The organism is Bacteroides acidifaciens (assembly GCF_024623065.1).
Classification (GTDB): Bacteria; Bacteroidota; Bacteroidia; order Bacteroidales; family Bacteroidaceae; genus Bacteroides; species Bacteroides acidifaciens.
Window position 1 is genome coordinate 33,509 of record NZ_JANJZR010000024.1, and the last position, 25,848, is coordinate 59,356.

Annotated in this window: 17 protein-coding genes and 1 tRNA gene; 7 read left to right on the forward strand and 11 right to left on the reverse strand. The window is 40.8% G+C overall.

Annotated elements, in window-relative coordinates:
* Positions 1-66: 66 nt before the first annotated feature.
* The gene (gene pelA / locus NSB03_RS09365; RefSeq protein ID WP_024986931.1) at positions 67-1,161 is read left to right on the forward strand and encodes a pectate lyase; all 1,095 of its coding nucleotides are present in this window, start codon (positions 67-69) and stop codon (positions 1,159-1,161) included.
* Between the two features lie 201 nt (positions 1,162-1,362).
* On the opposite strand, the gene NSB03_RS09370 is transcribed toward pelA, so the two are convergent.
* The 6 genes from NSB03_RS09370 to NSB03_RS09395 form a co-directional block, all read right to left on the reverse strand.
* The gene (locus NSB03_RS09370; RefSeq protein WP_024986932.1) at positions 1,363-3,000 is read right to left on the reverse strand and encodes a fumarate hydratase; all 1,638 of its coding nucleotides are present in this window, start codon (positions 2,998-3,000) and stop codon (positions 1,363-1,365) included.
* Between the two features lie 197 nt (positions 3,001-3,197).
* Entirely contained in the window at positions 3,198-5,183 is a 1,986-nt protein-coding gene (locus tag NSB03_RS09375; protein ID WP_024986933.1) for a DUF4954 family protein, read from the reverse strand.
* Between the two features lie 58 nt (positions 5,184-5,241).
* Entirely contained in the window at positions 5,242-6,501 is a 1,260-nt protein-coding gene (gene hflX / locus NSB03_RS09380; RefSeq protein WP_024986934.1) for a GTPase HflX, read from the reverse strand.
* 196 nt (positions 6,502-6,697) lie between these two features.
* The gene (locus NSB03_RS09385) at positions 6,698-7,498 is read right to left on the reverse strand and encodes a hypothetical protein (RefSeq protein ID WP_024986935.1); all 801 of its coding nucleotides are present in this window, start codon (positions 7,496-7,498) and stop codon (positions 6,698-6,700) included.
* A gap of 28 nt (positions 7,499-7,526) precedes the next feature.
* Entirely contained in the window at positions 7,527-9,083 is a 1,557-nt protein-coding gene (locus tag NSB03_RS09390; protein ID WP_024986936.1) for a RagB/SusD family nutrient uptake outer membrane protein, read from the reverse strand.
* Positions 9,084-9,109: 26 nt separating this feature from the next.
* Positions 9,110-12,268 carry a SusC/RagA family TonB-linked outer membrane protein gene (locus NSB03_RS09395; RefSeq protein ID WP_257466351.1) on the reverse strand — a complete coding sequence of 1,053 codons (3,159 nt, stop codon included), beginning with the start codon at positions 12,266-12,268 and terminating at the stop codon, positions 9,110-9,112.
* 450 nt (positions 12,269-12,718) lie between these two features.
* Here NSB03_RS09395 and NSB03_RS09400 point away from each other — a divergent pair, with 450 nt between their 5' ends.
* From NSB03_RS09400 to NSB03_RS09410, 3 genes are all read left to right on the forward strand, one after another.
* Positions 12,719-13,903 (forward strand): site-specific integrase, encoded by a 1,185-nt coding sequence (locus NSB03_RS09400; RefSeq protein WP_024986937.1) that lies wholly within the window; start codon positions 12,719-12,721, stop codon positions 13,901-13,903.
* Between the two features lie 953 nt (positions 13,904-14,856).
* On the forward strand, positions 14,857-17,748 hold the full coding sequence (locus NSB03_RS09405; protein WP_162223648.1) for a SusC/RagA family TonB-linked outer membrane protein: 2,892 nt from the start codon (positions 14,857-14,859) through the stop codon (positions 17,746-17,748).
* Positions 17,749-17,760: 12 nt separating this feature from the next.
* Entirely contained in the window at positions 17,761-19,185 is a 1,425-nt protein-coding gene (locus NSB03_RS09410; protein WP_024986938.1) for a RagB/SusD family nutrient uptake outer membrane protein, read from the forward strand.
* A gap of 262 nt (positions 19,186-19,447) precedes the next feature.
* Here the strand turns inward: NSB03_RS09410 and NSB03_RS09415 are convergent, their stop codons facing one another.
* The 5 genes from NSB03_RS09415 to NSB03_RS09435 form a co-directional block, all read right to left on the reverse strand.
* Entirely contained in the window at positions 19,448-20,101 is a 654-nt protein-coding gene (locus tag NSB03_RS09415; RefSeq protein WP_024986939.1) for a MarC family protein, read from the reverse strand.
* A gap of 62 nt (positions 20,102-20,163) precedes the next feature.
* Entirely contained in the window at positions 20,164-20,856 is a 693-nt protein-coding gene (locus NSB03_RS09420; RefSeq protein WP_024986940.1) for a YjjG family noncanonical pyrimidine nucleotidase, read from the reverse strand.
* A 104-nt stretch (positions 20,857-20,960) separates the two neighbouring features.
* Entirely contained in the window at positions 20,961-21,818 is an 858-nt protein-coding gene (locus NSB03_RS09425) for a Cbp1 family collagen-binding glycoprotein adhesin (protein WP_024986941.1), read from the reverse strand.
* 33 nt (positions 21,819-21,851) lie between these two features.
* Positions 21,852-22,526 carry a 16S rRNA (cytidine(1402)-2'-O)-methyltransferase gene (gene rsmI / locus NSB03_RS09430; protein ID WP_024986942.1) on the reverse strand — a complete coding sequence of 225 codons (675 nt, stop codon included), beginning with the start codon at positions 22,524-22,526 and terminating at the stop codon, positions 21,852-21,854.
* 10 nt (positions 22,527-22,536) lie between these two features.
* Entirely contained in the window at positions 22,537-23,136 is a 600-nt protein-coding gene (locus NSB03_RS09435) for a DUF8457 domain-containing protein (protein WP_257466352.1), read from the reverse strand.
* Between the two features lie 140 nt (positions 23,137-23,276).
* On the opposite strand from NSB03_RS09435, the gene NSB03_RS09440 reads away from it, so the two are divergent.
* The 3 genes from NSB03_RS09440 to NSB03_RS09450 all read left to right on the forward strand — a co-directional run bounded on the left by NSB03_RS09440 (position 23,277) and on the right by NSB03_RS09450 (position 25,195).
* Positions 23,277-23,876 (forward strand): thymidine kinase, encoded by a 600-nt coding sequence (locus NSB03_RS09440; protein ID WP_024986943.1) that lies wholly within the window; start codon positions 23,277-23,279, stop codon positions 23,874-23,876.
* Between the two features lie 18 nt (positions 23,877-23,894).
* The gene (locus NSB03_RS09445; protein ID WP_024986944.1) at positions 23,895-25,028 is read left to right on the forward strand and encodes an AI-2E family transporter; all 1,134 of its coding nucleotides are present in this window, start codon (positions 23,895-23,897) and stop codon (positions 25,026-25,028) included.
* Positions 25,029-25,122: 94 nt separating this feature from the next.
* Positions 25,123-25,195 (forward strand) — tRNA-Lys (locus NSB03_RS09450).
* Positions 25,196-25,848: the final 653 nt, after the last annotated feature.

Below are 25,848 nucleotides of genomic sequence, written 5' to 3' on the forward strand. Positions count from 1 at the left end.
TTACATACCGATGTTTTTCTTTCTTCCTACATTTGCATACTTAAAAACATTAAAATAATAAAAGCCATGAGAAAACTAAGTCTTTTCTTACTATTACTTTTTATCCTGGCAAACGCCTCAGCCCAAAAAGCAACAGATTACAGAAAACAACAGAACTACAAAGATTGGGTACACATCGCCCCCAAATTTGACGATGATTTCTTCAAGACGGAAGAAGCCCAACGCATCGGCGACAACGTGTTACTCTATCAACAAACGACCGGAGGCTGGCCCAAGAATATCTATATGCCAGCGGAACTGACGGAACAAGAATATAATGCAGCACTAAAAGCTAAAGAAAATACCAACCAAAGCACCATCGACAACAATGCCACCACGACAGAAATAGAATATTTGTCACGGCTTTATCTGGCTACGCAAAAAGAGAAATATAAAGAAGGAGTGCTGAACGGTATTCAATATCTGCTCAAATCGCAGTATGAAAACGGTGGATGGCCTCAATTTTATCCGCGTCCCAAAGGTTATTATGTACAAATCACTTACAATGACAATGCAATGGTGAGAGTGATGAACCAACTTCGGAACATATACGAAAAGAAAGCTCCTTACACTTTCCTTCCTGACAATATCTGTGAACAAGCACGCAATGCATTTAACAAAGGGATAGAGTGTATACTCAAAACGCAGGTGCGCCAGAATGGAGAGCTAACAGTGTGGTGCGCCCAACATGACCGTGTCACTTTAGAACCCTGCAAAGCACGTGCCTATGAACTCCCATCACTAAGCGGACAAGAGTCGGACAATATTGTATTACTACTGATGTCACTTCCCCATCCATCTGCAGACGTTGTGAAATCCATAGAAGGAGCTATCAAATGGTTCCAGAAGTCTGCAATAAAAGGAATACAGAAGGAATATTTCACTAACAGTGATGGCAAAAAAGACTATCGCATGGTTCCTTGTGAAGACTGTCCTACTCTTTGGGCACGTTTTTATGAGCTGGAAACAAACCGGCCTTTTTTCTGCGACCGTGATGGCATAAAGAAATATGATATATCGGAAATCGGGCACGAACGCCGGAATGGTTATAGCTGGTATAACAAAGATGGAAGCAAGGTGCTGAAGAGATATGAAAAATGGAAAAAGGAACAGAATAAGTAATCATGAATGATGAAAGGTTGATATTTACACTGAAAAAGTAAATATCCGGAAAGTCTTTAAGTCCTAAAACATAAGAAGAGGGGCTGTCTGACAATAAAATAGTCAGACAGCCCCTTTATGAATTCAAGAGGCTGTCTAGTTACTAACGACTTTTTAGACAGCCTCTCTTCTTACTGTTTCATCCCAACAGGTATCAACCGGTTATTTTTTGCAATTCCACGGTTTCAACTGTTTGAAGAAGTCGTTACCCTTATCATCTACCAAGATAAATGCCGGGAAGTCCTCTACTTCAATCTTCCAGATAGCTTCCATACCCAATTCCGGATATTCCACACATTCGATGCTCTTGATGTTGTTCTGTGCAAGAATAGCTGCCGGACCTCCGATAGAACCAAGATAGAAACCACCATATTTCTGACAAGCATCTGTCACCTGCTGGCTACGGTTACCTTTTGCCAACATCACCATACTGCCGCCATGACTTTGGAACAGTTCTACATAAGAGTCCATACGTCCTGCCGTAGTAGGACCCATAGAGCCACACGCCATACCTTCCGGAGTTTTTGCCGGACCAGCATAATAAATAGGATGATCCTTAATATATTGTGGCAAGTCTTCACCGCGATCCAAACGCTCTTTCAGTTTAGCATGAGCGATGTCACGACCTACAATAATCGTTCCGTTCAATGACAGACGGGTAGCAACCGGATATTTAGCCAACTCTTTCAAAATTTCAGGCATCGGACGGTTCAGGTCGATCTTCACAACATCCCCTTCACCTGCCTGACGCAGTTCAGCCGGAATCAGTTCACCCGGATTTGAATCCAGTTTCTCAATCCAGATACCTTCCTTATTGATTTTACATTTGATGTTACGGTCGGCAGAGCAAGATACGCCCAAACCTACCGGACAAGATGCACCATGACGAGGCAGACGGATGATACGTACATCGTGAGCAAGATATTTACCTCCGAATTGTGCACCCAGCCCAATCTTGTGAGCTTCTGCCAATACTTCTTTTTCCAGTTCGACATCGCGGAATGCACGACCATATTCGTTTCCGGTAGTCGGCAGGTTATCATAGAAATGAGTAGAAGCTAATTTCACTGTCAACAGGTTCTTTTCAGCAGAAGTACCACCGATTACGAAAGCGATATGATAAGGAGGACAAGCAGCTGTTCCCAATGTCTTCATCTTTTCAACCAGGAACGGAACCAATGTACCGGGATTCAGGATCGCTTTTGTTTCCTGATACAAATATGTCTTGTTGGCAGAGCCACCACCTTTTGTTACACAAAGGAATTCATATTCCATACCTTCGGTAGCTTCGATGTCAATCTGTGCAGGGAGGTTACATTTGGTATTTACCTCATCATACATATTCAGAGGCGCATTCTGTGAATAACGCAGGTTTTCTTCAGTGTATGTTTTATATACGCCCAGTGAAAGCGCTTCTTCGTCAGAATATCCAGTCCATACCTGCTGTCCTTTTTCACCATGAATAATAGCAGTACCGGTGTCCTGGCAGAATGGAAGTACGCCTTTTGAAGCAACTTCTGCGTTACGCAGGAAAGTCAGCGCCACATACTTATCGTTTTCACTTGCTTCCGGATCACTCAGAATCTTAGCAACTTGTTCGTTGTGCGAACGACGAAGCATGAATGATACATCACGAAAAGCAGCATTAGCCATCGCAGTCAAACCTTCTTTTTCAATTTTCAGGATGGGATTTCCTTCAAACTCGCTTACTGATACATAGTCTTTGGTAAGCAGATAATACTCAGTTGTATCTTTTCCCTTTTCAAACATGGGCTGATACTTAAACGGAGGTGTTGCCATAAGTTTCTTATTTTATTACGTAATGTTAGTTAGTGTGGCAAAGGTAGTAATTAAGAATGAAGAATGGTGAATGAGGAATGAAGAATTAAGAATGAATAACGGAGAATTCCGGTGCTGAAACAAAACGGCAGACAAGTTGTGCTTTAGTTGCACACTGCCCGCCGTCTATCGTTTCATAGGTTATAGTCTGTTTGCTCTTATATGCCTTCAATACGTTTAATCAGTTCATTTCCAAGCTCTGTTTTCTCTTCAATATGTTTCAACACAGCCGTCACAAACGTATTGCTTTCGAAATCACCGCGTACTTGCTCAAAGTCCTGCTTCATTTCGTCGTGAGAACCGTCGGCACCGAATCCGGTCATGGAAGACAGGGAGAATTCTTTCTTTGCATCTTCATACACCATCTTATCCAGTCCTACAACAGCTTCCTGCCAGGATTTTACGATACGAATCACATCTTGCGCTGTAATCGTTTCCGGATTCAAGCCATAAAATTCCTGAATCTTATTGTAAGCCCACGTCCATTCGTATGTGTAATAATTCTCGTGCATCTCTGCGAAGCAGGCATTGATTGATTTCAATCGATTGATAGTACCGTTCTCAATGCCATCCAGCAATCGGTCGATCTCGCTCTTTGGAGCAATCAGCCCGGACACATCCACCCATTCGCCGGTTCCGATTTCCGTATCCGGCTTCAAACGCTGGCGGATTTCTTCGTTGCTCTGGAAGTTGATGCCTTCCAACCGCTTAATTATTGAGTTACCCAAGAATTTATGAATAGCTATTTCATAAAAGCGGATACCATTATTCAAAGAAGAATTTTTGATTTTGGCACTTTGATAAGAATAGATTTCGGATGTCACACCGGATACCCGTCTCAATTCTTTCAGAATAGAACGTCCTTTGAACATCTTCTGAATGGTATAGGGACTCAAAAGGTTGTAATTGATATAATCCAGTCGGTTCGGGTCTTGCCGCTTGTCACGTTTCGGCCATTTCTGGGCGTCACGAATTGTCCCCACGCTTCGCAGATTAACGCCCGGAACCAGATAAGTCGTATTCCGTTGCTCTATCAGGTAAGAGAAAGGAAGATTGGATGTATCTGCATGATTGACATGGCGTCCCATCACGAGAGAGAAAGCTCCGACACGTGCCGGCCACAGGATGTATGAATCGGAAGTCGTTTTCGCTCCCCTTTCCATCGTCCCCTGGTGAATCGGCCCCAGCTTATACATATGGTTACTTTGATTAGACCCTGAGCCTGCATTCATAAACGAGAACATTCCGGCAATCAGCAAAGTCGATTTGTGATGTGTCACGGTAAAAGGACCCGCGAAAATGGCGCATGCTTCTCCGTTCTCTCCCTGGCAGTTACTAAAGAACAAGGAATCGGAAGCGGAATAGTTATGCCCCAATTTACAAGACTGCCCGACGAAACAACGACTCAACATCGTGCCGTCATCCACCTGCGAACCGGAAGAGATTATAAAATCATCACAAATCACTCCATGTCCGATATGTACGGGAGCCGTCACGTTACTATTCACACTACCATTAGTCAGACGGCAGGTTCCGCAGATATGGCAATAATCGCCAATCCGAACATTCCGGATAGATCCCGTATTTAGAATCATGACATGATTGCCAATACTGCCGACAGCAGATGCATGTTTATTGGAATAATAATCTGCAATGGATTTCATGCGGTTAATCAGTTCGGGACGGTGGCGGTACAACGCAAGTATATACGCCTGGTGCGCAGACAACTTGTCATTTATCAAGACCTCACGTCCTCCGGTTTCATTGAGCACTGCCACTTCCACCCCATTGCCGAAAGTAGTCAACCCATCCACCAGGATGATATCTACATTTTCGATAAAGGTGTCACTGCCAATCTCATAATTTGCAATGTAATTCTGGATATTCTCAATGCAGCAGTTATCCCCTACTGTCACATTGTGCAGCGTCACATGGCGCAATCCCGAATGTTTCTTAATGCCTCCCCGCAATGTAAATTCTGATTCGAATACTCCCAGTTTTACTTCACCCGAGAAACGGGTATGATGGACATACTCACAATTAAATCCATCAGCTACCAGAACATTTCCCCAATCATCGGCCAGACACGACTGGCTCTTCAACTGAAGCACCTCATCTTCAGTTAATCTACGATAGTCTTTCATATAAATAAATATAGTAATATGCCGCTTCCCCCAATCAGCAAAGCAGCACATTGATTAATTATTCCACCTCCTCTTCGTAGGTCTGATAAAGAAAATCGTTATAGGGATATTTCTGAACGTGTAATTCTTTCACTCGCTGATAAACTACATTTTTCAGTTCGTCCATATTGATTCGTTCGCGGGCGGAAATAAAGAGGCAGTTGTCCTCCATCTTTGCCATCCACGTCTTCATCAGTTCTTCGAGTGTTAAGTTTTCCTTTGTTCGGGGGGTAAGGTCGTCCGGCGCTTTCTCCACGTAGGTGTAAGCGTCTATTTTATTAAATACAAGTATCACAGGTTTGCCACTGCCACCAATCTCTGCCAGTGTCTTATTCACTACCTCAATCTGTTCCTCAAATCCGGGGTGGGAAATATCGACTACATGCACCAGCAAATCTGCTTCGCGCACTTCATCCAAGGTAGATTTGAAGGAATCAACCAAATCGGTAGGCAACTTACGGATAAATCCTACCGTATCCGACAACAAGAACGGTAGATTTTCAATAATCACTTTACGTACGGTAGTGTCCAACGTAGCGAACAGTTTGTTTTCCGCAAAGACTTCGCTCTTGGAGAGAAGATTCATCATGGTTGATTTTCCCACGTTGGTATAACCAACCAGTGCGACACGTATCATACGTCCGCGGTTCTTGCGTTGGGTAGCTTTTTGTTTATCAATTTCCGCCAGGCGTTCTTTCAGCAACGACATACGATTCAGGATGATACGGCGGTCCATCTCGAGCTGTGTTTCACCCGGACCACGAAGTCCTACGGAACCTTTACCGCCACCTGCACCGGAACCACCTCCCTGGCGTTCCAAGTGAGTCCAGAGTCGCTGCAAACGCGGCAACATATATTTATATTGCGCAAGCTCCACCTGCGTCTTCGCATTGGCTGTCTGCGCACGCATGGCAAATATATCAAGAATCAGTGAAGTACGGTCCAGTATCTTCACTTTCAGTTCGGCTTCAATATTACGAATCTGTTTCGCAGAAAGTTCATCATCAAAGATGACCATTCCTACTTCACGTTCTTCTTCCTCTTCATTACGAATATATTGTCTGATTTCTTCCAGCTTTCCCTTTCCGACATATGTCACTGAATGAGCTGTCGGCAATTTCTGCGTAAACCGTTTCACTACTTCCGCCCCAGCCGTCTCGGCAAGGAAAGCCAGTTCATCCAGATACTCGTTCGTCTTGCGCTCATCCTGCGTTTGTGTGATGAGTCCGACAAGCACTGCTGTTTCTGTCTGGGCTTCGGAGATTACAAATTCTTTCATAGCCATAGTTTCTACACCTTATTATATATATTATGTATCGTTGGTTCGCGGCAACAAATATAGATAATTTTAATGGAAGCTACCAAAAAGAAAGCTAAAATAAAAACAGACGAAATAGAAAATGACATGTAAAAATGAAGCCGAACTTCATTTTACATGCCATTTCAAATTACATGTTATCTAATTGCCTCAATAATCAGAATCCTTCCGGCATCTCCAATGTTTCCGTAAATCCTTGATAAAGCACTCCCCATCCGCCATTATATGACACTACTCCCCGCATCGGGAAAGACAGCACGTTTCCTTGACGCTCCATACCTTCTGCAGTAAAGTACAACATGCCATAATTCGTCCCGTCATAACCAGTAGGCTGAGGATCCCAAGCTATCAATTCTTGCTTGTCATCACTTAATGAGAAGACTAACGGATATCCTTCTACTATACAGTCTGGTAACCTGTAGATATTTCCTTCTATTGCCTTTTCAATAGGCTGCGGCCATGAATCATCAAATAATTCAGAAGTATAAGTTCCGGTGCCGATACTTTCCCAAGTCAACTTCCTTTGAGCCAACACTTTTATTTTCCCTAATTGTGAAGGGGATAATTGATCTTCATTATCTATAGTCAATACAATTTCGTATTTCTCGGTGGCACCCAAATTATTTATCTCGCCAAATCCAAGTTCTACATATCCAACTGCTTCACCTTTAGCAAAAGTAACGGCTGGGTTATTTAAAGAGAAAATACCTTCGGCTATTGTGGCTTCATCCATACTAATATTTGCGGTACTTTCCGTACTGGTGTTACCCCGATATACAGGGACTCTGATAATACCATTGTCTGCCGCCGTTACTTCCACATTCATCTGAGTGGAAGCAAAGGCAAGTTCTTCCCCGTTTATGTCATATATTGTACCTTCCGCATCTGTATTGCAAGAGGTCAAGGCTGCCAGGCAAAGGGTTATGGCTGCACAAATGTTGATTAAATATATTTTCATATTTGCTTTCATTAAATAAATTACTAATTTACTGAACTATAGGATTCTGATCAGAAGAATCTATATGCTCATTACCATCAATTTCCGACTGTGGCAAAGGAAGAATAAATAGCGGAGAAGAAGCCTCTGTATTCTTTGTGGTTACCTTTTCCGTATGGTTAGATCCTTCATAATTACGATTGTATCCTAAACCTAAACGTTGCAAATCGAAGATACGGCCTGCTTCTCCCCAAAGTTCAACACGGCGTTGAAATAAGATTTCATCCATCAATGTCTGTAGAGGCGCGTTTGTATTCGAGTTGTAAGTCTTGGCATCCGTACGGGCAGATAAACGGTTTTCAAATCCGCTATCTCTTTGATTGCCTAAAGTCTTTATTGTTGCACGCGCGTCATCGTACTTGTCCTGATGGCATTCTGCTTCAGCTTTTATTAAAATCATTTCTTCTGCTCTCATTAGCAGGTAATCACCGGTACGTGTGGTGTAATCTGCCATCTTGAACTTTGTTTGGCAATAACTTGTATAAGAAGAAGACGATTTTTCCTCCTCAGCAGGAATGACACCACGGAACCAAGCGGTTTTGCGTTCGTCCGTATCGGGTATTAGTGCATATAATCCCGTACTAATGCATTGGCGGGCTTTAGAAGCATACATTCCCGGAGCATCGGCATCCATGTGTGAGAAGAAACTAGCAAAGCCACTTGATTGATCGGCTATAATCTCCATTCCCCATAACACATCTGCTACTTTCACACTGTTGTTCCCTCCTAATTCGGCTATAGTCGCAACTTTTAAAGATGGCTTCTTCAATGCTTCGGCTGCTGCGGAGGCTGCATTGGCATAGTCATGCTGTACAAGGCAAATACGGGCTTTAATGCCATTGGCAACATAATAATCCACATGCGATACATGTGTCTGTTCTTTATCATTCAGATTGCCAAGCAAATCAATAGCTTTATTTATATCACTATTTATTTGTGTATATACATCTTGCACTGTACCGCGCGGGCTTCCTTCCGAACCGGCTACAGTCGGTGTCGTATATAAAGGTACTCCCGGTGCTGTTTCATGTCCCTTATAAGTTTGTTGATAGAGTTGGATCAGATAGAAATAGGCATAAGCACGCATGGCATAGGCCTGACCGACAACACTATTCTTAAGTTCGGGGTCTCCTCCCATCGAAGTCTCGGAAGCAATGATATAATTAACATTGCTAATTAATGTATAATAAAAATTCCAGATAGAATAAGAACGTCCCGATTTGCTGGAATAATCGCCATGTACATTCAATCTATAATCTTCATAAAACCATCCTTGACCTTGTTCCTTCATCAAGTGATCTTCAGCCATTAAATCTCCCAACAGGTTAATAGCTGTTTGCCCACAATTTTCAGCTCCCCACTTCTCACTCCATCCCGCCACATACAACATACGATATACGCCATTGATGGCAGTTTCCGCACTACTGGCATCTGCAAATATTGTAGAACCGGAAACTTTATCAGTCGGTTCGGTATTTAATTCATCAGCGCATGAGCTAAATGAAAGGATGCCAATCAAAGAGAATATATATAATAATTTTTTCATCTTTTTACTGTTTGATCTATATTTATTTAAAATGTAATGTCAATTCCCAATGAAACTGTTCTTACAGGTACATAGCCAAAATTTGTTCCTCCGGTAAAATTGTATTGAGGGTCCATACCTTTCAAATGATTAAACAGCACTACATTGTCTGCTGTTGCGGTTAAACGTGCCGACTCAAATCCTATAGATTTCATCCATTTTGAAGGCAAAGTATATCCTAATGCTATATTTTTAATAGCAAAATAGGAGGCATTGATTAGGCTGTTGTCAGTAATGATGTAGCTTTTTCCTATTTCAATACGAGGAATGTCGGTGAGATCTCCGGGCTTTTTCCATGCACGTTCCAACATTTTGCTTTTTGCCTGGCCGATATAGTTGCCGTACAGTAATGTATCATAAACACCATCCAACACTTTACCGCCTATGGAATATGTACATAATATGCTTAAATCAAAATCTTTATATTTAAAAGTGTTGCCAATAGAGCCATACAGGTCTGGAATACGGCTGCCTTGAATTTCCTTACAAGCAGTTGCTTTCGCCATATCATTGGTGATGTATTTTTGTCCCTTAGAGCCATTCTCGTCTGTGTCCCAAGCCCAATACAACTGTTCTCCGGTTGCAGGGTCAACTCCTGCGGCAGTGGCAGTGTAGAATGAATTTAAAGTTTCACCTTCACGAATAATATAAGAGCCGGAAATTATCTCAGGCTTGTCGGCTAATTGCAATACTTTATTTTTAATAGTTGAACCAATCAGGGTCAGACTCCATGTAAATGGCGTATTTTTAAATATATCAACTCCCAATGTAACATCAACACCTGTGTTGCGCATACTTCCTACATTTTTGTTATACCCGTCAAAACCAAGTGAGGATGCCATCGGGAACGACATCAGCATGTCTGTTGTCTTACGTTGATACCACTCTATAGTGGCAGAAAAACGGTCAAATAATTTAGCTTCGATACCGATATTCAGATTTGCATTCTTTTCCCATTTCAAGCCCTTGTTCTCTAAGGAGGTCACGGCAGCGCCACTCATAGAAGAATTTGCATATCCTAAATCATAGAAAGATTGCCAAGCATAGAAATTTTGTTTCGTGCCATCTAATATTGCATCATTTCCCTGAAGACCATAACTGGCTTTTAGAGAAAGATTATTAATCCAACTAATATCGCTCATGAATTCTTCATGAGAAATACGCCAGTTACCGCCAACAGACCAAAATTTACCCCATCTATTGTCCTCATAAAAACGAGAAGATCCATCGGTACGGAAACTTGCCGACAAATAGTATTTATCAGCGAAATCATAATTCAATCGTGACAAGACGGATTGTACGGCATAATTATGCTGATAGGAGGATGCTCCGGTTATGTTGGTCGCCGCATCTAATTCATAAAGTCCGCCAAATGGAAATCCTGTTTTGGTTGCTGATAAGTAATCATATCTATATTTATAGAATTCATGTCCGACTAAAGCCTCAAAATGGTGATTGCCAAACTTACGATCATACGTCAATAACTGATTGAAAGTATAACTGAAAGTGCGAGCTGTCGCTTTTTGCAGAGAACCTTTAACCGCAACAGAGTTACCATTGTATGGATTATAGTAAGTTGCTCCTGCTGAATTTATTAAATCAAAACCGTAATTTACAGAAAACTTTAAGCCTTCCAAGAATGTATTTTTCAAATCACCCAATTCGGCATATACACGTCCGCTGAGATTATCACTTTGTGTGGAGTATTTGTCATCATATAGGGTTGCGATCGTATTCCATTCTGAGTTTGCACCGGCCGGTCTGTTCTTGCCATAGTCAAAAACAGCATTACCTAAATTGTCGTATATAGTAGCACCATCAGCGTCTTTTTCATAAACGGGGAATATCGGTGCCATTAACTGTGCCGAGAACCAGACATTGGACGAACCGGATGAATTTTCTACGGCAGTATTGCTTTCATTGCGAGAATAGTTGGCACTCATTCCGGCTTTCAGCCAATTAGTCACTTCAGAATCAATATTTAATCGTCCGTTATAACGATTGAATTTTGTGGTTTTCAACAGTCCTTCTTCATCTAAATAGCCTAAAGAGAACATATATTTAGTCTTATCATTGCCACCACTGAAGGACGCAACATATTCTTGACGCAATGGATTGGATTTCATAGCTTCGTCCATCCAATCTTCACTATACTTTAATTTTGCATCGCTGCGAACTTTTCCTGTAATAGGATCTATCAATTCCGCAATACCGTAATTGAATGGATTATATTGTTCATCCTTACCCAACATTGCAGTAGCACCACTTTTCATGGCTTCTAATGCTGCATTTCCTGCAATTTCAGGAGAAAGTCCATTATTTATAATTTGATTATTCTTGTATGATTGGAAGACAGTTTCTAAATATCCTGCTTCATTCATCGTTTCATAACGAGGAATAGCACGTGACGAAACGCCCCAATTGGCTTTCAAATTTACTCTAACTTTGCCGGAGTCTCCTTTCTTTGTTGTAATCATAATTACACCATTGGCACCACGAGAACCATAGAGAGCTCCCGCAGAGGCGTCTTTCAGCACTGTCATAGTTTCAATATCATTAGGATTAATTGCTGAAATATTACCGTCATAAGGTACTCCGTCAACAACATACAAAGGCGCTTGTGAAGAATTAATGGAACCATAACCACGAACCACCACTGAAGCACCCGACCCGGGCTGTCCGGAGCCGGAAGTGGTTTGCACGCCGGCTATCATACCATCTAATGCCTTCGTTACATTTGCTATTGGCCTTTCTTTCAGTTTTTCCGACTTAATGACCTCTGCCGAACCTGTAAATGACTCCTTTTTAGTGGTACCATATGCTACCACCATCACCTCGTCTATTAGCTGTGCATCCGATTTAAGAACCACCTTCATTTTAGGCTTAATAACCACTTCTTGCGTCTGCATACCGATATACGAAATCTGCAAAGTCTTTGCAGAACTTGGTACATTCGATAAATTAAAATTACCATCTACATCTGTGATTGTACCTTGAGTGGTACCTTTTACTAACACAGAAGCGCCAACAACTGGCTGCCCGTCTTCTTCAGAAATCACAACGCCTGTGACCTTTTGAGTTTGGGCAGTTACTAGACCTATGCCCACAAAAAGGCATGCCAATAACAGCATCAATTTTCTTTTCATAAATTCTCTCTTAAAGTTTAACTTTACATTATTTGTATCTTTACTCTAACAATTTGCAAATATATTAATAAAACTAAAACCAACCACTATATTTAATGAAAAAAAGTTGTAAATGTAACATTTTGCTATTTAATAAGCAATATTTATGCTTATAAGCATATTTTTCGTTCTTAAAAGTGTTGTTTGTTAAAACAATAACTAACAATTTGCATAAGCAAAATGTATCTTTTAATATTTATTTTATTCGTTTTTAGTCATAAAACTCCTTTAAAAGCTATTCTTTTTGCTTTTTTCGTGGAAAAGCGAATAAAAAAGTAGCATTTAATTTAAAGTTTTGTGAATACTATGTTATTGAAAGACTTATTTTTTTAGAGATATTAATGCTTATTCGCCTCAGAGATAGCACAGAATTACGTCTAATTTATTCTATTATTAATTAAAAAAGAAAGTATGGAAAAGATCAGTTACAACCTTGTGTTTAATAGAAAGAAGAGATTGAATAAAAGAGGAATGGCATTAGTTCAGGTAGAAGCCTATCTGAACAGGAAAAAGATGTATTTCTCCACCAAAATATATCTCAAACCGGAACAGTGGGATGCCAAACGAAAAATGGTGAAAAATCATCCCAATGCGAATGTTTTGAATCGTATGTTATATGAAAATATAGCAGCTATTGAGCAAACTGAACTTGGACTATGGCAACAGGGAAAGACCATATCGTTAGATTTATTAAGAAATTCTATTGATAAACCTCTCAGCAACGAAAGGTCATTTTTGATTTTTTTTAAAGATGAGATAGCTAATTCTTCTTTAAAAGAGAGTACCCGTCAAAATCACCTTTCCACGCTTGAATTACTTCAGGGCTTCAAAAAAGAGGTATTATTTACCGATTTGACATTTGAATTTGTATCCTCATTTGATAATTACCTACAGTCTAAAAGTTATCATCTTAATACTATCGCCAAGCACATGAAGCACCTGAAACGATACGTTAATGTTGCTATAAATAAAGAGTATATGGATATACAAAAGTATGCTTTTAGAAAGTATAAAATTAAAAGCATAGAGGGAAGCCATACGCACTTAGCCCCGGAAGAGTTATACAGATTTGAGAATTTGCAGTTGACAGGAAGATATACGAGATTGCAAAAAACAAAAGATGCTTTTTTATTTTGTTGTTACGCAGGATTACGATATTCTGATTTCATCAGTCTGACCTCCGCAAATATTATTGAATTCCATCAGGAAACCTGGATTATATACAAGTCTGTTAAAACTGGTATTGAGGTACGCCTTCCTTTATATTTATTATTTGAAGGCAAAGGAATCGAGATATTGCAACACTATGAAGATGATCTTGACAGCTTCTTTAAGTTAAAAGACAATTCTAATATCAACAAAGAATTGAATCTGTTGGCAGGCTTGGCGAAAATTGATAAACGTGTATCATTCCACACTGCCCGGCATACAAATGCTACCTTATTATTATATAGTGGTGCCAATATTACTACGGTACAAAAGCTATTAGGGCACAAAAGTGTGAAGACTACACAAGTCTATGCAAATATAATGGATATTACAGTGGTGCGTGATCTTGAGAAAACGGCCTCATCAAAGCTCCACAATAAACAATAGCAATTTATTCTGCCTCTACCTGAAATCGTTTTGGCGTTTTCATTTCTCATATTCTCATAACATGAATATAAGTAGCAGATAATGAAAATAATAACTAATGAGAAATGTTTTATAAATCGACATTTCTCATAGTTTTCATCGTAAAAAGGCTTTTATTTTAGTTATTTCTCATAGTTTTCAGATTCATTTCTCATTGTATTTCGGTCTTGATTGAATAGCTGCTTAATATATATGTATGTACTCTAATCTCTTCCTTTAATTTATATTTTTTCATGGAAACTTGCTTTCATTGTACATTATTACATTACCTATCGTGCAGTCTATTAATAGAAAAGTTCCTTTTGATTAAGGCTAAACTTCTGTTTGCTTAATAGCAAAGTTCCTTTTTATGATTTCTAATCTATAAACGCAACTTGCATTTATAAAAACAAAGGTTCCGTTTTTATAAACAAAGCTTGCATTTATAAAAATGAAACTTGCATTTTAAGTATGCAAATAACAGAAAAGAAGTTTACTATCGGACAAAAACAAGTTTACTCTTAATCAAAAGGAATTTTTCTATTAATGGTTTACAGGAGAAGTAACTGTCATTCAGAGAATACTTCATTCACAATGATGCAGAAAATCATTTAATATGTTTTTTAGATTCATTAATGAGCATACTTATAACAACTGCATAGAGTAATTATGGTATACAATTCAAATCTGTGAAACTGCTACTGATTATAAAATATGGCAATATATATCATCTGCATTTACGTTAATAAAAGGTATAGTATATTGATATAAAGCAAGTTGCTTTTTAATACTGATAGAAATACGGTAGCATAAATCACTCGTTTTGAGTGTTTGACAAGTCATCAATACATTGATAATCTGAATGATAGAAATAATATAATATTTACTATGGGAAGCAAACACTACCTACGCATTTGTTTACTAATCAACTTATTATGAATATATTTAGTTCTGCAAAGACTTTGCAGATTTCGTATATCGGTATGCAAACACAAGAAGTGGCTATAAAGTCTACTTTGAAAGTGGTGTTAAAGTCGGATGCTCAGAAATTGGATGAGGTGATGGTTGTAGCTTATGGTACTACAAAAAAAGCGTCATTTACAGGTGCTGCTTCTTCCATTAAGGGCGACCAGGCCCTGAAAGATATTCCTGTAACATCTTTTGAACAGGCTCTTTCTGGAACGACTCCGGGACTGACGATCAATTCTACCAGCGGACAGCCGGGAGCGGGATTGCAGATTCGTGTACGTGGTACGGGTTCTATGAACGCTTCGAACGAACCGTTGTATGTGATTGACGGTGTGCCTGTTGTCTCGGGAGACATTGCAATCTCTGCCGTGTCAAACGATTCGAAGGCATTTAACGTAATGTCGTCTATCAACCCGAGTGATATTGAAAATATTACAGTGTTGAAAGATGCGGCAGCTGCTTCATTATATGGTTCGCGTGCGGCAAACGGTGTTATCCTGATTACCACGAAGCATGGTAAAGCCGGAAAAACACGTGTTAATTTCAAGGCGAATTGGGGATTCTCGGATTGGGCTATGAAGAATCGTAAGAGTGTGAACGGAAAACAACGCCATGAGTTAACGTATGAGGCATGCTATAATGAGGCTACTATTTATGGTATTCCTGACAATGATGGTAACTATAACGGTCCGGCTTCCGATGCGGAAGCGAAAGCGTACGCAGAGGAGATGGCTGGTTTCTATGCTGATTCTAAATATGATGTGGATTGGGAAGATGCTTTCTTCCGCAAACATGGTTCAAGCCAAAATTATGAATTTTCGGCACAGGGTGGAGACGAGCGCAATTCATTCTTTGCTTCATTAGCCTATAAGAAAGAGGAAGGCAAGTCTAGAACATCTTCATTAGATGGTTTTATGGGACGTATCAATGCCGTTCACCGCTCTGCTGATAATAAGTGGCAGATGGGAGCTAATATCTCTTTGTCCAAACAGAATTCTTCTGTAGCAAGCGAGGGGACTGCCTATTCTAATCCTTTCTTTCTGATCAATTACGTATGTACACCGAATATGCCGATTTATGATGATGAGGGTAATTATTATACGCATCCATTCTTGCAGCAAATCTTCCCTCACACCCATCCGGTAGAAGACATCAGTTTGGATAAGAATGAATCGAGAGTGTTCAGAAGCACCAACAACTTATGGGCTTCTTATCAGATTATTGACGGATTGACATTGAAGGAAAGCGTCAATTATGATTATCTGAACAACAACTCTATCACGTATTGGCCCTTGAACTCTAATAACGGCTCGATGAACAACGGATTGAGGGCCAACTATCCGGTGCAACAGCATAATGTCTATTCATCTACTACGTTGAATTATGTGAAGACATTTGCGCAAAAGCACAATTTGGATGCATTGGTAGGCTGGGATGTAGACGACCGTCGTACGGAGTATGTTTTTGCAACATCTTCAGGATATCCTCATGACAAACTGCCTGAGTCGATCAATGCGGCTACTCCGCAGGAGGGGTCTTCTTACTATACTGAAGATCATTTGCTTTCTTTATTGTCACGTGTCAATTATGATTATGACAATAAGTATTACGCTTCGGTAAATTTCCGTAGAGACGGTAGTTCACGTTTGGGAGCAAACAGCCGTTGGGCTAACTTCTGGTCAGTGTCAGCAGCTTGGAGATTGACGCAGGAGGAGTTTATGAAGGGAATCACGCAGATTAACGACTTGAAGGTGAGAGCGTCTTACGGTATAAACGGAACATTGCCGAGTGATTTGTATGGTCATTTGAGTCTGTATGGGTACGGCTACAATTATCAAGACATACCAGGTTCGGCACCGCAATCTGTACCTAACCCTGACTTGTCATGGGAGAAGAATAAGAACTTCAATATTGGTTTTGACGCTACGTTGTTCGACCGCTTGAATGTTAGCTTTGACTATTATAGCCGTAAAACGAGCGACTTGTTGCAAAATGTACCGACTTCAATGGTTGTTGGCTTCAAGAATATGTTGAAGAATGTAGGAGAGATGACTAACCGAGGTGTGGAACTTGATATCAATGTGGATGTGTTCAAGCACTCACAAGTGAGATGGAATACAGGTCTGGCTCTTTCACACAACTCAAACAAGGTATCAAAACTGTATGGTGGAAAAGATATTATTGATGGTACAAGCATCATCCGCGAAGGTGAATCCTATTATTCATGGTGGAGCCGCGAATGGGCGGGAGTTGATCCCGAAACCGGTGAAGAACAATGGGTGTTGAACACGAAAAATGAAGATGGAACCCTTAACAAGGACTTGACTAAGAATCCGGCTCAGGCTCAGCGCGTAATAATTGGTAAGCCGGATCCGAAACTGACCGGAGGTTGGAGAAACACCGTGTCTTGGAAAGGCTTGGAACTGAATATGCTGTTTAACTTCTCGTTGGGTGGTAAAGTGTTCGATACCATGAGAACTAGTTTTACGGATACCGACGGTTATGTGATTTATTACAACTCTTCTGTCGACCAGCTTGACAGATGGCAGAAACCGGGCGATGTGACAAGTGTTCCGAGACGTATCAACAACTACGAGTATGGAAACTATGGAAGTTCTCGTTTCATGAAAGACTTGAATTATCTGCGTCTGAAGAGCATGAGCTTGTCATACACACTTCCTGCACAGTGGGTGCGTCGTGTGCAAATGGAGAATGTTCGTTTGTTTGTTTCAGGAAGCAACCTTCTGACTTTGACCTCTTATAAGAATGTAGATCCGGAATTGTCGATAAACGGTATTCCCACTTTCGCTTTCCCGAATCTGAAAAGTGTGACATTTGGTATTGAAATCGGATTTTAATAAAAACAGAATATGATGAAAACAATCAATAGATATAAAAATATAGGGGGAGTTCTTTTCGCCAGCTTGATGATGCTATCATCGTGCAGCGATTATCTAACGACTTTGCCTACTGATTCTTTGGTGAGTGATGGAGCAATCAGTACTCCGGAAGATACAAAAACAGCATTGAACGGTGCGTATGCCGGATTGATTGCCGTAGAGTCTAATTATTATTATGGCACAGACTTTCTGGCTCGTGCAGAGGTGGGCGGAGAGGACGCTCAGACAAATAAAGTGGGCGACCGTACAGAGAATTATTATCGTTTTACTGACCGTCAGAATAACGCTCCGCAAGATTTGTGGTATCCTCCTTATACCGTTATCAATAGAGTAAATGTGCTTTTGGAGGCTATTGATAAAGGCGAAGTCCAGATGAATGATGTAGTGAAGAACTCAAAAGGCGAGGCGTTGGCTATTAGAGCCTTGGCGCATTTCAATCTGATTATTACGTATGGTACTCCCTATTTGAAAGACAATGGAGCTTCGCTGGGTGTACCTGTTGTGAAAGAGGTGTTGAATGCAGTTGATTTGCCAAGTCGTTCTACAGTAGCAGAGGGATATAAAGCTGTTTTGGACGATTTGACAGAAGCGTTGAACTGGATCAGTGAAGAGAAAAACTATGGTCATCTGAACAAATGGGGCGTAAAAGCTTTGCTGGCGCGTGTCAATTTGTATAAGGGTGATTATGAAGCAGCTTATTCATATGCCAAGGATGTAGTAGAGAATGGTCCGTATAAATTGATTGACCATGACAAATATCTGGAAGTATGGGGACAAGAGGAAAATGATGAATCGATTTTTGATTTGGCATTGTCATCTACGATGTATTCCGGTAGCCGCGAATTGTGGGGAGCTGTTGTCAGCCCAAGTGAATATGGTGCAGTGGTTGCTACACAAACATTTATCGATCTGTTGAATGAGGATCCGGACGACGTGCGTCTTGGTTTGTTGATTGAAGATAAGAATGGAACAAAACGTACAATCAATAAATATCCGGGACGTGGTGCGGTAACGATTAACAATGTTCGGGTGATTCGCCTGTCGGATATTTACCTGATTGGTGCCGAGGCTGCTTTGAAAAAAACGTCGCCCGATCAAACTTTGGCTAACGACTATCTGCATGCCATTAAAGACCGTGCTCATCCGGGTGTTGAAAAAATTGCTGCAACATTGGATTTGGTAGCTAAAGAACGTCGTAAAGAGTTGGTATTGGAAGGACATCGTTTGTATGACATATTGCGTCAAGGATCAGAAATCAAGCGTCAGGGAACGGGACATTTTTTGAATGGCAATGATTTGATTACAGTGAACTGGAACGATTACCGTACAATAATGCCTATTCCGCAAGCGGAAATAGACGCTAATCCGAATATCAAGCAGAATCCGGGATATTAACATCCGGTTCGGAAGAGACTCTTCCTTAGAATATGGGGCTTGTGGTTGACGAAAATAAAGGAACTCAATCATAAGCTCCATATTCTTTATTATATTTGCGCTCACATTATTATATATACATTAGAAGAAAAGAATGAAAGAATTTGTAATCTCCGAAGCCCAGGCAGAGACAGCAGTGCTTGTCGGACTCATCACACAAACGCAATTAGCTATAAATATGAAGTTCCTTCCGAATATGAAAACAAAGTAGACGACCAGCAAGTCATCTAGGAAGCATCCCCTCTCTCACAATATCCACCAATATCGGCTTCACCCCGCTCACGAAACATTCTACCGCAATCACCATCAGAATCAATCCCATGAGACGCATCATCACATTATTGCCCGTCTCACCCAAGACATTCACCAACTTCGTGGAAGCCCGAAGAATAAAGAAAGTCAGCAGATAAATTAATGCAATAGTGCCTATCAGTATCCCTTTCATTTCATAAGAATGGGCATCCTGCATCAATACGATAGCGTTGGCAATCGCACCGGGTCCACACAACATAGGTATGCCAAGCGGAGTAATAGAGATATCATCCGCATACGTTTTGATTTCCTCATCTTTCAGTTTCATCGGCGTATAACGGGCTTGGAGCATATCGAAACCTATCTTGAAGATAATCACTCCTCCGGCTATACGGAATCCGTTGGTAGAAATACCGAAGAACTTAAAAAGAAACTGACCGGCAAAGACGAAAACCATTATTGTGATAAACGACACAATAGTGGCACGACGAACGATAGACTGACGCTCTTTTTCTGTCATCCCGTGAGTCATAGTAAGGAAGACAGGCATTGTTCCCAAAGGATTGGTCAACGTAAAAAACGAGGTGAAGCAAAGTAAAGCAAATGGCAGAAGTGCACTATCCATGATTATATCGTATTTTTATACATTTATTAAACGCAACAAAAATACGACTTAATCCAGAAAACTTATAATAAATTCATTAATTCTTTCAGAGAATGAATGTGATAAGTGGGAAGAAAAGGGAAAGCAGCCCGTTCCGTCACGTTGTAGAAGGCTTGATGCATCCCTATCCCGTGCGCTCCGGTAATATCCGCTTCCCAGCTATCACCAATCATCAACGATTCGCGCATCTCGGATTGAGTGGCGGACAGGGCAAAATTAAAGATTTCGGGGCGGGGCTTCAACACTCCGAGGTCTTCCGAAAGAATCACCTTCTTGAAATAGCCATCCACGCCTGCCGAACGCATCTTATGCGATTGCAGTTCACGAAAGCCGTTAGAAAGGATATACAAGTTGTATTTAGGAACAAGATACTCCAACACCTCCTTAGCGTGGGGCATCAGACCGCTTTTAGTAGGAATAATGGCAAAGAAATCTTTCGAGAACCGGTCGGCTAAAACCTCATCTTTCACTCCTACCGCCTGCAAAGGATAAAAGAACCGTTGACGGTTCAATTCATCTTTCGTCACCTTTCCTTCACCGTACTCAATCCAAAGTTCGGTGTTACGTTTCTGATAAAGTGTATAATAATGGTCGAACGAATCAAAGTAACGGTCGAATGCATATTTCTGATATACTTCTTCAAAAGTGTCACGGGCATTGCGGGAGAAAGCCCAGATAGTGTCGTCAAGATCAAAAAACAGATTTTTATATTTCATCAGTAGCTATGGGTGTATATAAGAAACAGAAAAGCCAATGTGCTAATTTCTCGAATCCAGGAATCAGCACATTGGCAATTCAAAAAGGGATATCTACATCTACCTTATTTTACCTGGATAACCAAGTATCTGGACACACTCCAGAATTCAGTAGGATTAGTAATCTTCAATGTCAACTGGCCTTTGTCATCTTTCACCAATTCATAAGAACCAGTCGGATGAGTAGTCAACAACTCAGCACGCTTAGAGTACAACTTGATTTCTTTGGTGGTACGAATATCGATTTGAGTGAAATAATCTTTATTGAAATCAGCGCTCTTCAATACATCTCCGCTTTGAAGAATCTTTTGAGCTTTCAATTCAGATTTAGTACCGAATACAAACCAGGCAGCATTCAGGCTCTTTTCCTGCTCGGCAACGGTTTTAGCTTTAGCTTCGTTTTCTGCAACCAACGTCTCTTTGGCAGCAGACAAGTCGCTGACAGCAGCATCCAGTTCCTGAATACGGATATTCTTGGAAGCCAGTTCTGTCTGAAGTTCCTCGATACGTTGTTGTTTAGCGTTCAATTCTGCTGTCAAAGCGGCTACAGCTTTTTTCATCTGCGCAGAATTATACTTACTGTTTTTCAACTGAGCTTCCAATTTTGCAATCTGAGCCTTGTTTTCTTCCATCTGTTTAGAGATGAATTCGATATCAGAAGCAATCTGTTGCTTGGCATTGGCAGAGTTTTCAGTGATGGTTCCACGTTGCAAATCAACACGGCTTTCGGCAGCACTGATCTTACGGAAGCCTTCCTGAACTTCATTGAAAGTACCCATCATATCATCCAATTCAGCATTGCGTTGGTTCAGTTCCATCAAAAGAGAATCATTTTCAGCTTTCAGGTCCTTACTTCCACCTTTAAAGCCATCACACGAAGCCAACATGGCTGCGCATACAAATAAAACAGCTAACTTTTTCATACGTTTACGTTTTACGTTTTTAATGAAATTATTTTAATCGTCTATTCCTGCTAATATTATCACAATCTCGCCCCGTGGCTCGGTGGCGGTAAAGTGTTCTATCAGTTCTGTCAAGCTGCCGCGAACCGTCTCCTCATGGAGCTTGGATATTTCACGCGACACGGTTGCCTGACGTTCGGCACCGAAATATTCGGCAAACTGTGTCAACGTCTTCAACAGACGGTGAGGCGATTCATAAAACACCATGGTACGGCGTTCTTCTGCCAATGCCTTCAGTCGTGTCTGACGTCCTTTCTTTTGGGGCAAAAATCCTTCGAAGCAAAACTTCTCGTTCGGCAATCCCGATGCTACGAGTGCCGGAACAAAAGCCGTTGCTCCCGGCAAGCATTGCACTTCGATACCATTACGTACACACTCACGAACCACCAGGAATCCGGGATCAGAAATCCCGGGCGTTCCGGCATCCGAAATCAACGCAACCGATGCACCGCCCCTTATTTTATTAACAACACTTTCCACCGTTTTATGTTCATTAAATTTGTGGTGAGATTGCATTGCATTCTTTATTTCAAAGTGTTTCAGCAAGATACCGGAGGTACGCGTATCCTCTGCCAGAATCAAGTCGACCTCTTTCAGAACCTTGATAGCCCGAAAGGTCATATCCTCAAGATTTCCTACCGGCGTAGGCACTACATACAACTTTCCCATATATTTTTGTTTATGCTGATTGGTTAAAATGCTTTTTTAATAACTCCAAAAAGTCAACTACCGCTTCTTTCTCTTCGTCTATTTCAACTTTCGAGGAAAGAAATGCGACAGCAGTCTTGTATGAACCCATAACTGATATCTGCTCAATCACACGGTTCATCAAATCAGTATCCCCCTTAAACAGTTCGCGTGAGAAACGGAAAGAATCATTCAAGCTGATAGAATGGCGCAAGCCGGCAGCCAGCTTTATGCTTTCTCCCAACACGGCGTTTTTGGGTTCTTCCTTCTTTATAATGACGGGGGCCTCTTCGATGACGGGTTCTTCTACTATCACAGGTTCAGGAGATTGGATAATAACAGATGTATCCTTTTCCTGAGCGGTAATCTCATCCTCTTTCACTACCGTTTCTTCTACGACAAAAGAAGACAAAGAAGACAAATCAACAGAATCTATTTCCTGCGACAATTCATCCAGACGTCCCTGCATACGCGCAACACTCCGCTTCAACAGTTCAGACAGAGTCTGAGTCGGCTCTTTGGAAAAAGACTCCATGAGATACTTCAACTCATGAACATCCAATTCGATATCTGCTAATAGCTTCTGTTTCATGTTCATCTATTATTAATATGGTGCGAATGTAGGAATAATTTATGCAATAACTTAAAATAATGGATATTTTAACAGTTCTTGCACATTGAATTGTTTACCTTTGTGCAGTCATTTATTTAATCAAGAAAGCACGAAATCACATGGTATTATTTTCAGAAGACCACATACAGGAGACTAAAAGAAGAGGTAGAATTGAAGTTATCTGCGGCTCTATGTTCTCAGGAAAGACAGAAGAGCTGATTCGCAGAATGAAACGGGCTAAGTTTGCACGTCAGCGTGTGGAGATATTCAAACCGGCTATCGACACCCGTTATTCGGAAGAGGACGTAGTTTCACACGACAGCCATTCCATCGCTTCCACTCCTATTGATTCATCGGCAAGTATCCTGTTGTTCACTTCCGAGATAGATGTGGTAGGAATCGACGAAGCACAGTTTTTCGACAGCGGGCTGATAGACGTATGCAATCAGCTTGCCCATAACGGAGTTCGCGTCATTGTTGCAGGTTTGGATATGGACTTCAAAGGAAATCCTTTCGGCCCGATGCCACAACTCTGCGCCATAGCCGATGAAGTATCCAAGGTGCATGCCATCTGCGTAAAATGTGGAGAACTGGCATCATTCTCACATCGTACAGTCAAGAACGACAAGCAAGTCCTTCTAGGTGAAACAGCGGAGTATGAGCCTCTTTGTAGGCAATGCTACCTCCAGGCGCTGGAAGAGGACGGGCAAAAGGTATAAACTCAACAGAAAACAACTATGGAAAGGAAGAAGATAACATTCGACAGTTTTATACGTGGTGCCATCGGATGTGTGATGGTGGTAGGAATATTAATGCTTGTAGAACGACTGAGCGGAGTGCTATTGCCTTTCTTTATCGCCTGGCTGATTGCCTATATGGTTTATCCGTTAGTCAAGTTCTTCCAATACAGGCTAAAGCTGAAAAGCCGCATCCTTTCCATTTTTTGCGCATTGTTTCTGATCACTGTTGTGGGAGTGGCATTATTCTATCTGTTAGTTCCGCCTATGGTTTCCGAAATAGGCAGAATGAATGATTTATTAGTAAGCTACCTCACAAACGGTGGTGGCAATAACGTCCCCAAAACACTTTCCGAATTTGTCCATGAGAATCTTGATTTGGTAGCATTGAACAAAATGCTGAGTGAAGAGAATATCCTTGCCGCAATCAAAGAAACTGTACCCAAAATGTGGGCTTTGCTTGCAGAATCACTCAATATCCTGTTCAGTATCTTTGCTTCCTTTATCATATTATTATATGTAATCTTTATATTACTGGATTATGAAGCCATAGCCGAAGGATGGCTACACCTGCTCCCCAATAAATACCGCAAATTCGCTTCCAACTTGGTTTATGACGTGCAGGACGGTATGAACAGATATTTCCGTGGACAGGCATTGGTTGCATTCTGCGTAGGTATTCTTTTCAGCATAGGCTTCCTGATTATTGACTTCCCGATGGCTATTGCCTTGGGACTTTTCATCGGAGCTCTCAACATGGTTCCTTACCTGCAAATTATCGGTTTTCTCCCTGCCATCGTATTAGCTATCCTCAAAGCTGCCGATACGGGACAGGACTTCTGGATTATCATCGCATGCACATTGGCAGTCTTCGCCATCGTACAAATTATACAAGACACTCTCCTCGTCCCCAAAATCATGGGAAAAATTACCGGGCTGAATCCTGCCATCATCCTTTTATCTCTTTCTATTTGGGGTTCTTTAATGGGAATGTTAGGAATGATCATCGCGTTACCTCTCACCACTTTGATGCTTTCCTATTATCAACGCTTTATTATCAACAAAGAAAAGATAAAATATGATGAAGCCGAAATCGCTGATAATCAAGAGACAAGCGGTATAGAGAAAAAATAATTGAAACTTTTTTCTACGAAATACTTGCAGATTAAATAAAAGTCACTACCTTTGCACCCGCAATCAGGAAATAACTGATTTGCAAATAAGGATTGATTCGCTAGCTCAGCAGGTAGAGCACAACACTTTTAATGTTGGGGTCCTGGGTTCGAGCCCCAGGCGGATCACAAGGAAGCTGAACAAAACCAGACAAAGAAAAGACAACTCCTACAATATCAAGGTATTGTAGGAGTTTTTTCTTTATATACTGTCCGTGACCGAAGACACGAAAAGGTCACTAATATGGGCTCAGTTGTAATTCTTGGGGGATTGCGTTAAAAATCGTATTTTGTTGTAATTCAGAATCAAATTGCAACCTTTCTTCCTCCGATAAACGCTCATATTCTGTATGTATTATATCCGATTCAACCTTGATATAGGTAGCGTAACAAAGCATCCAAATAAACTGGCAGAATGCTGCAGAAATACGAACTTTATTTATTTGTGTCAATTCAGCAGAATTGTCAATCTTTCCTTCCTTATCAATATACTCAATTTCAGGGCATAATCCTTTATCTATAGATGATTCTATAGATAAAGATTGATATTTGGCAAAAGTTTCAGATACGTTTTGACTTTATTTGTAAATAGGATATTCCATGATAAAATGCTTCCAATAAGTAAGTGTTCATTTCTTTGTTGTTCTCAAAGGTGTCTTTTTACGTAACCCTTTCAGCGGGGCTGACTAAAAAGTCCCCACCGAAAAAAAGAAGGTGTGTCAAAATGCGCACCTTCTTTTTTTATGCACAAAGCCCCTACTTTCACAAGCTGGGGCTTTGTT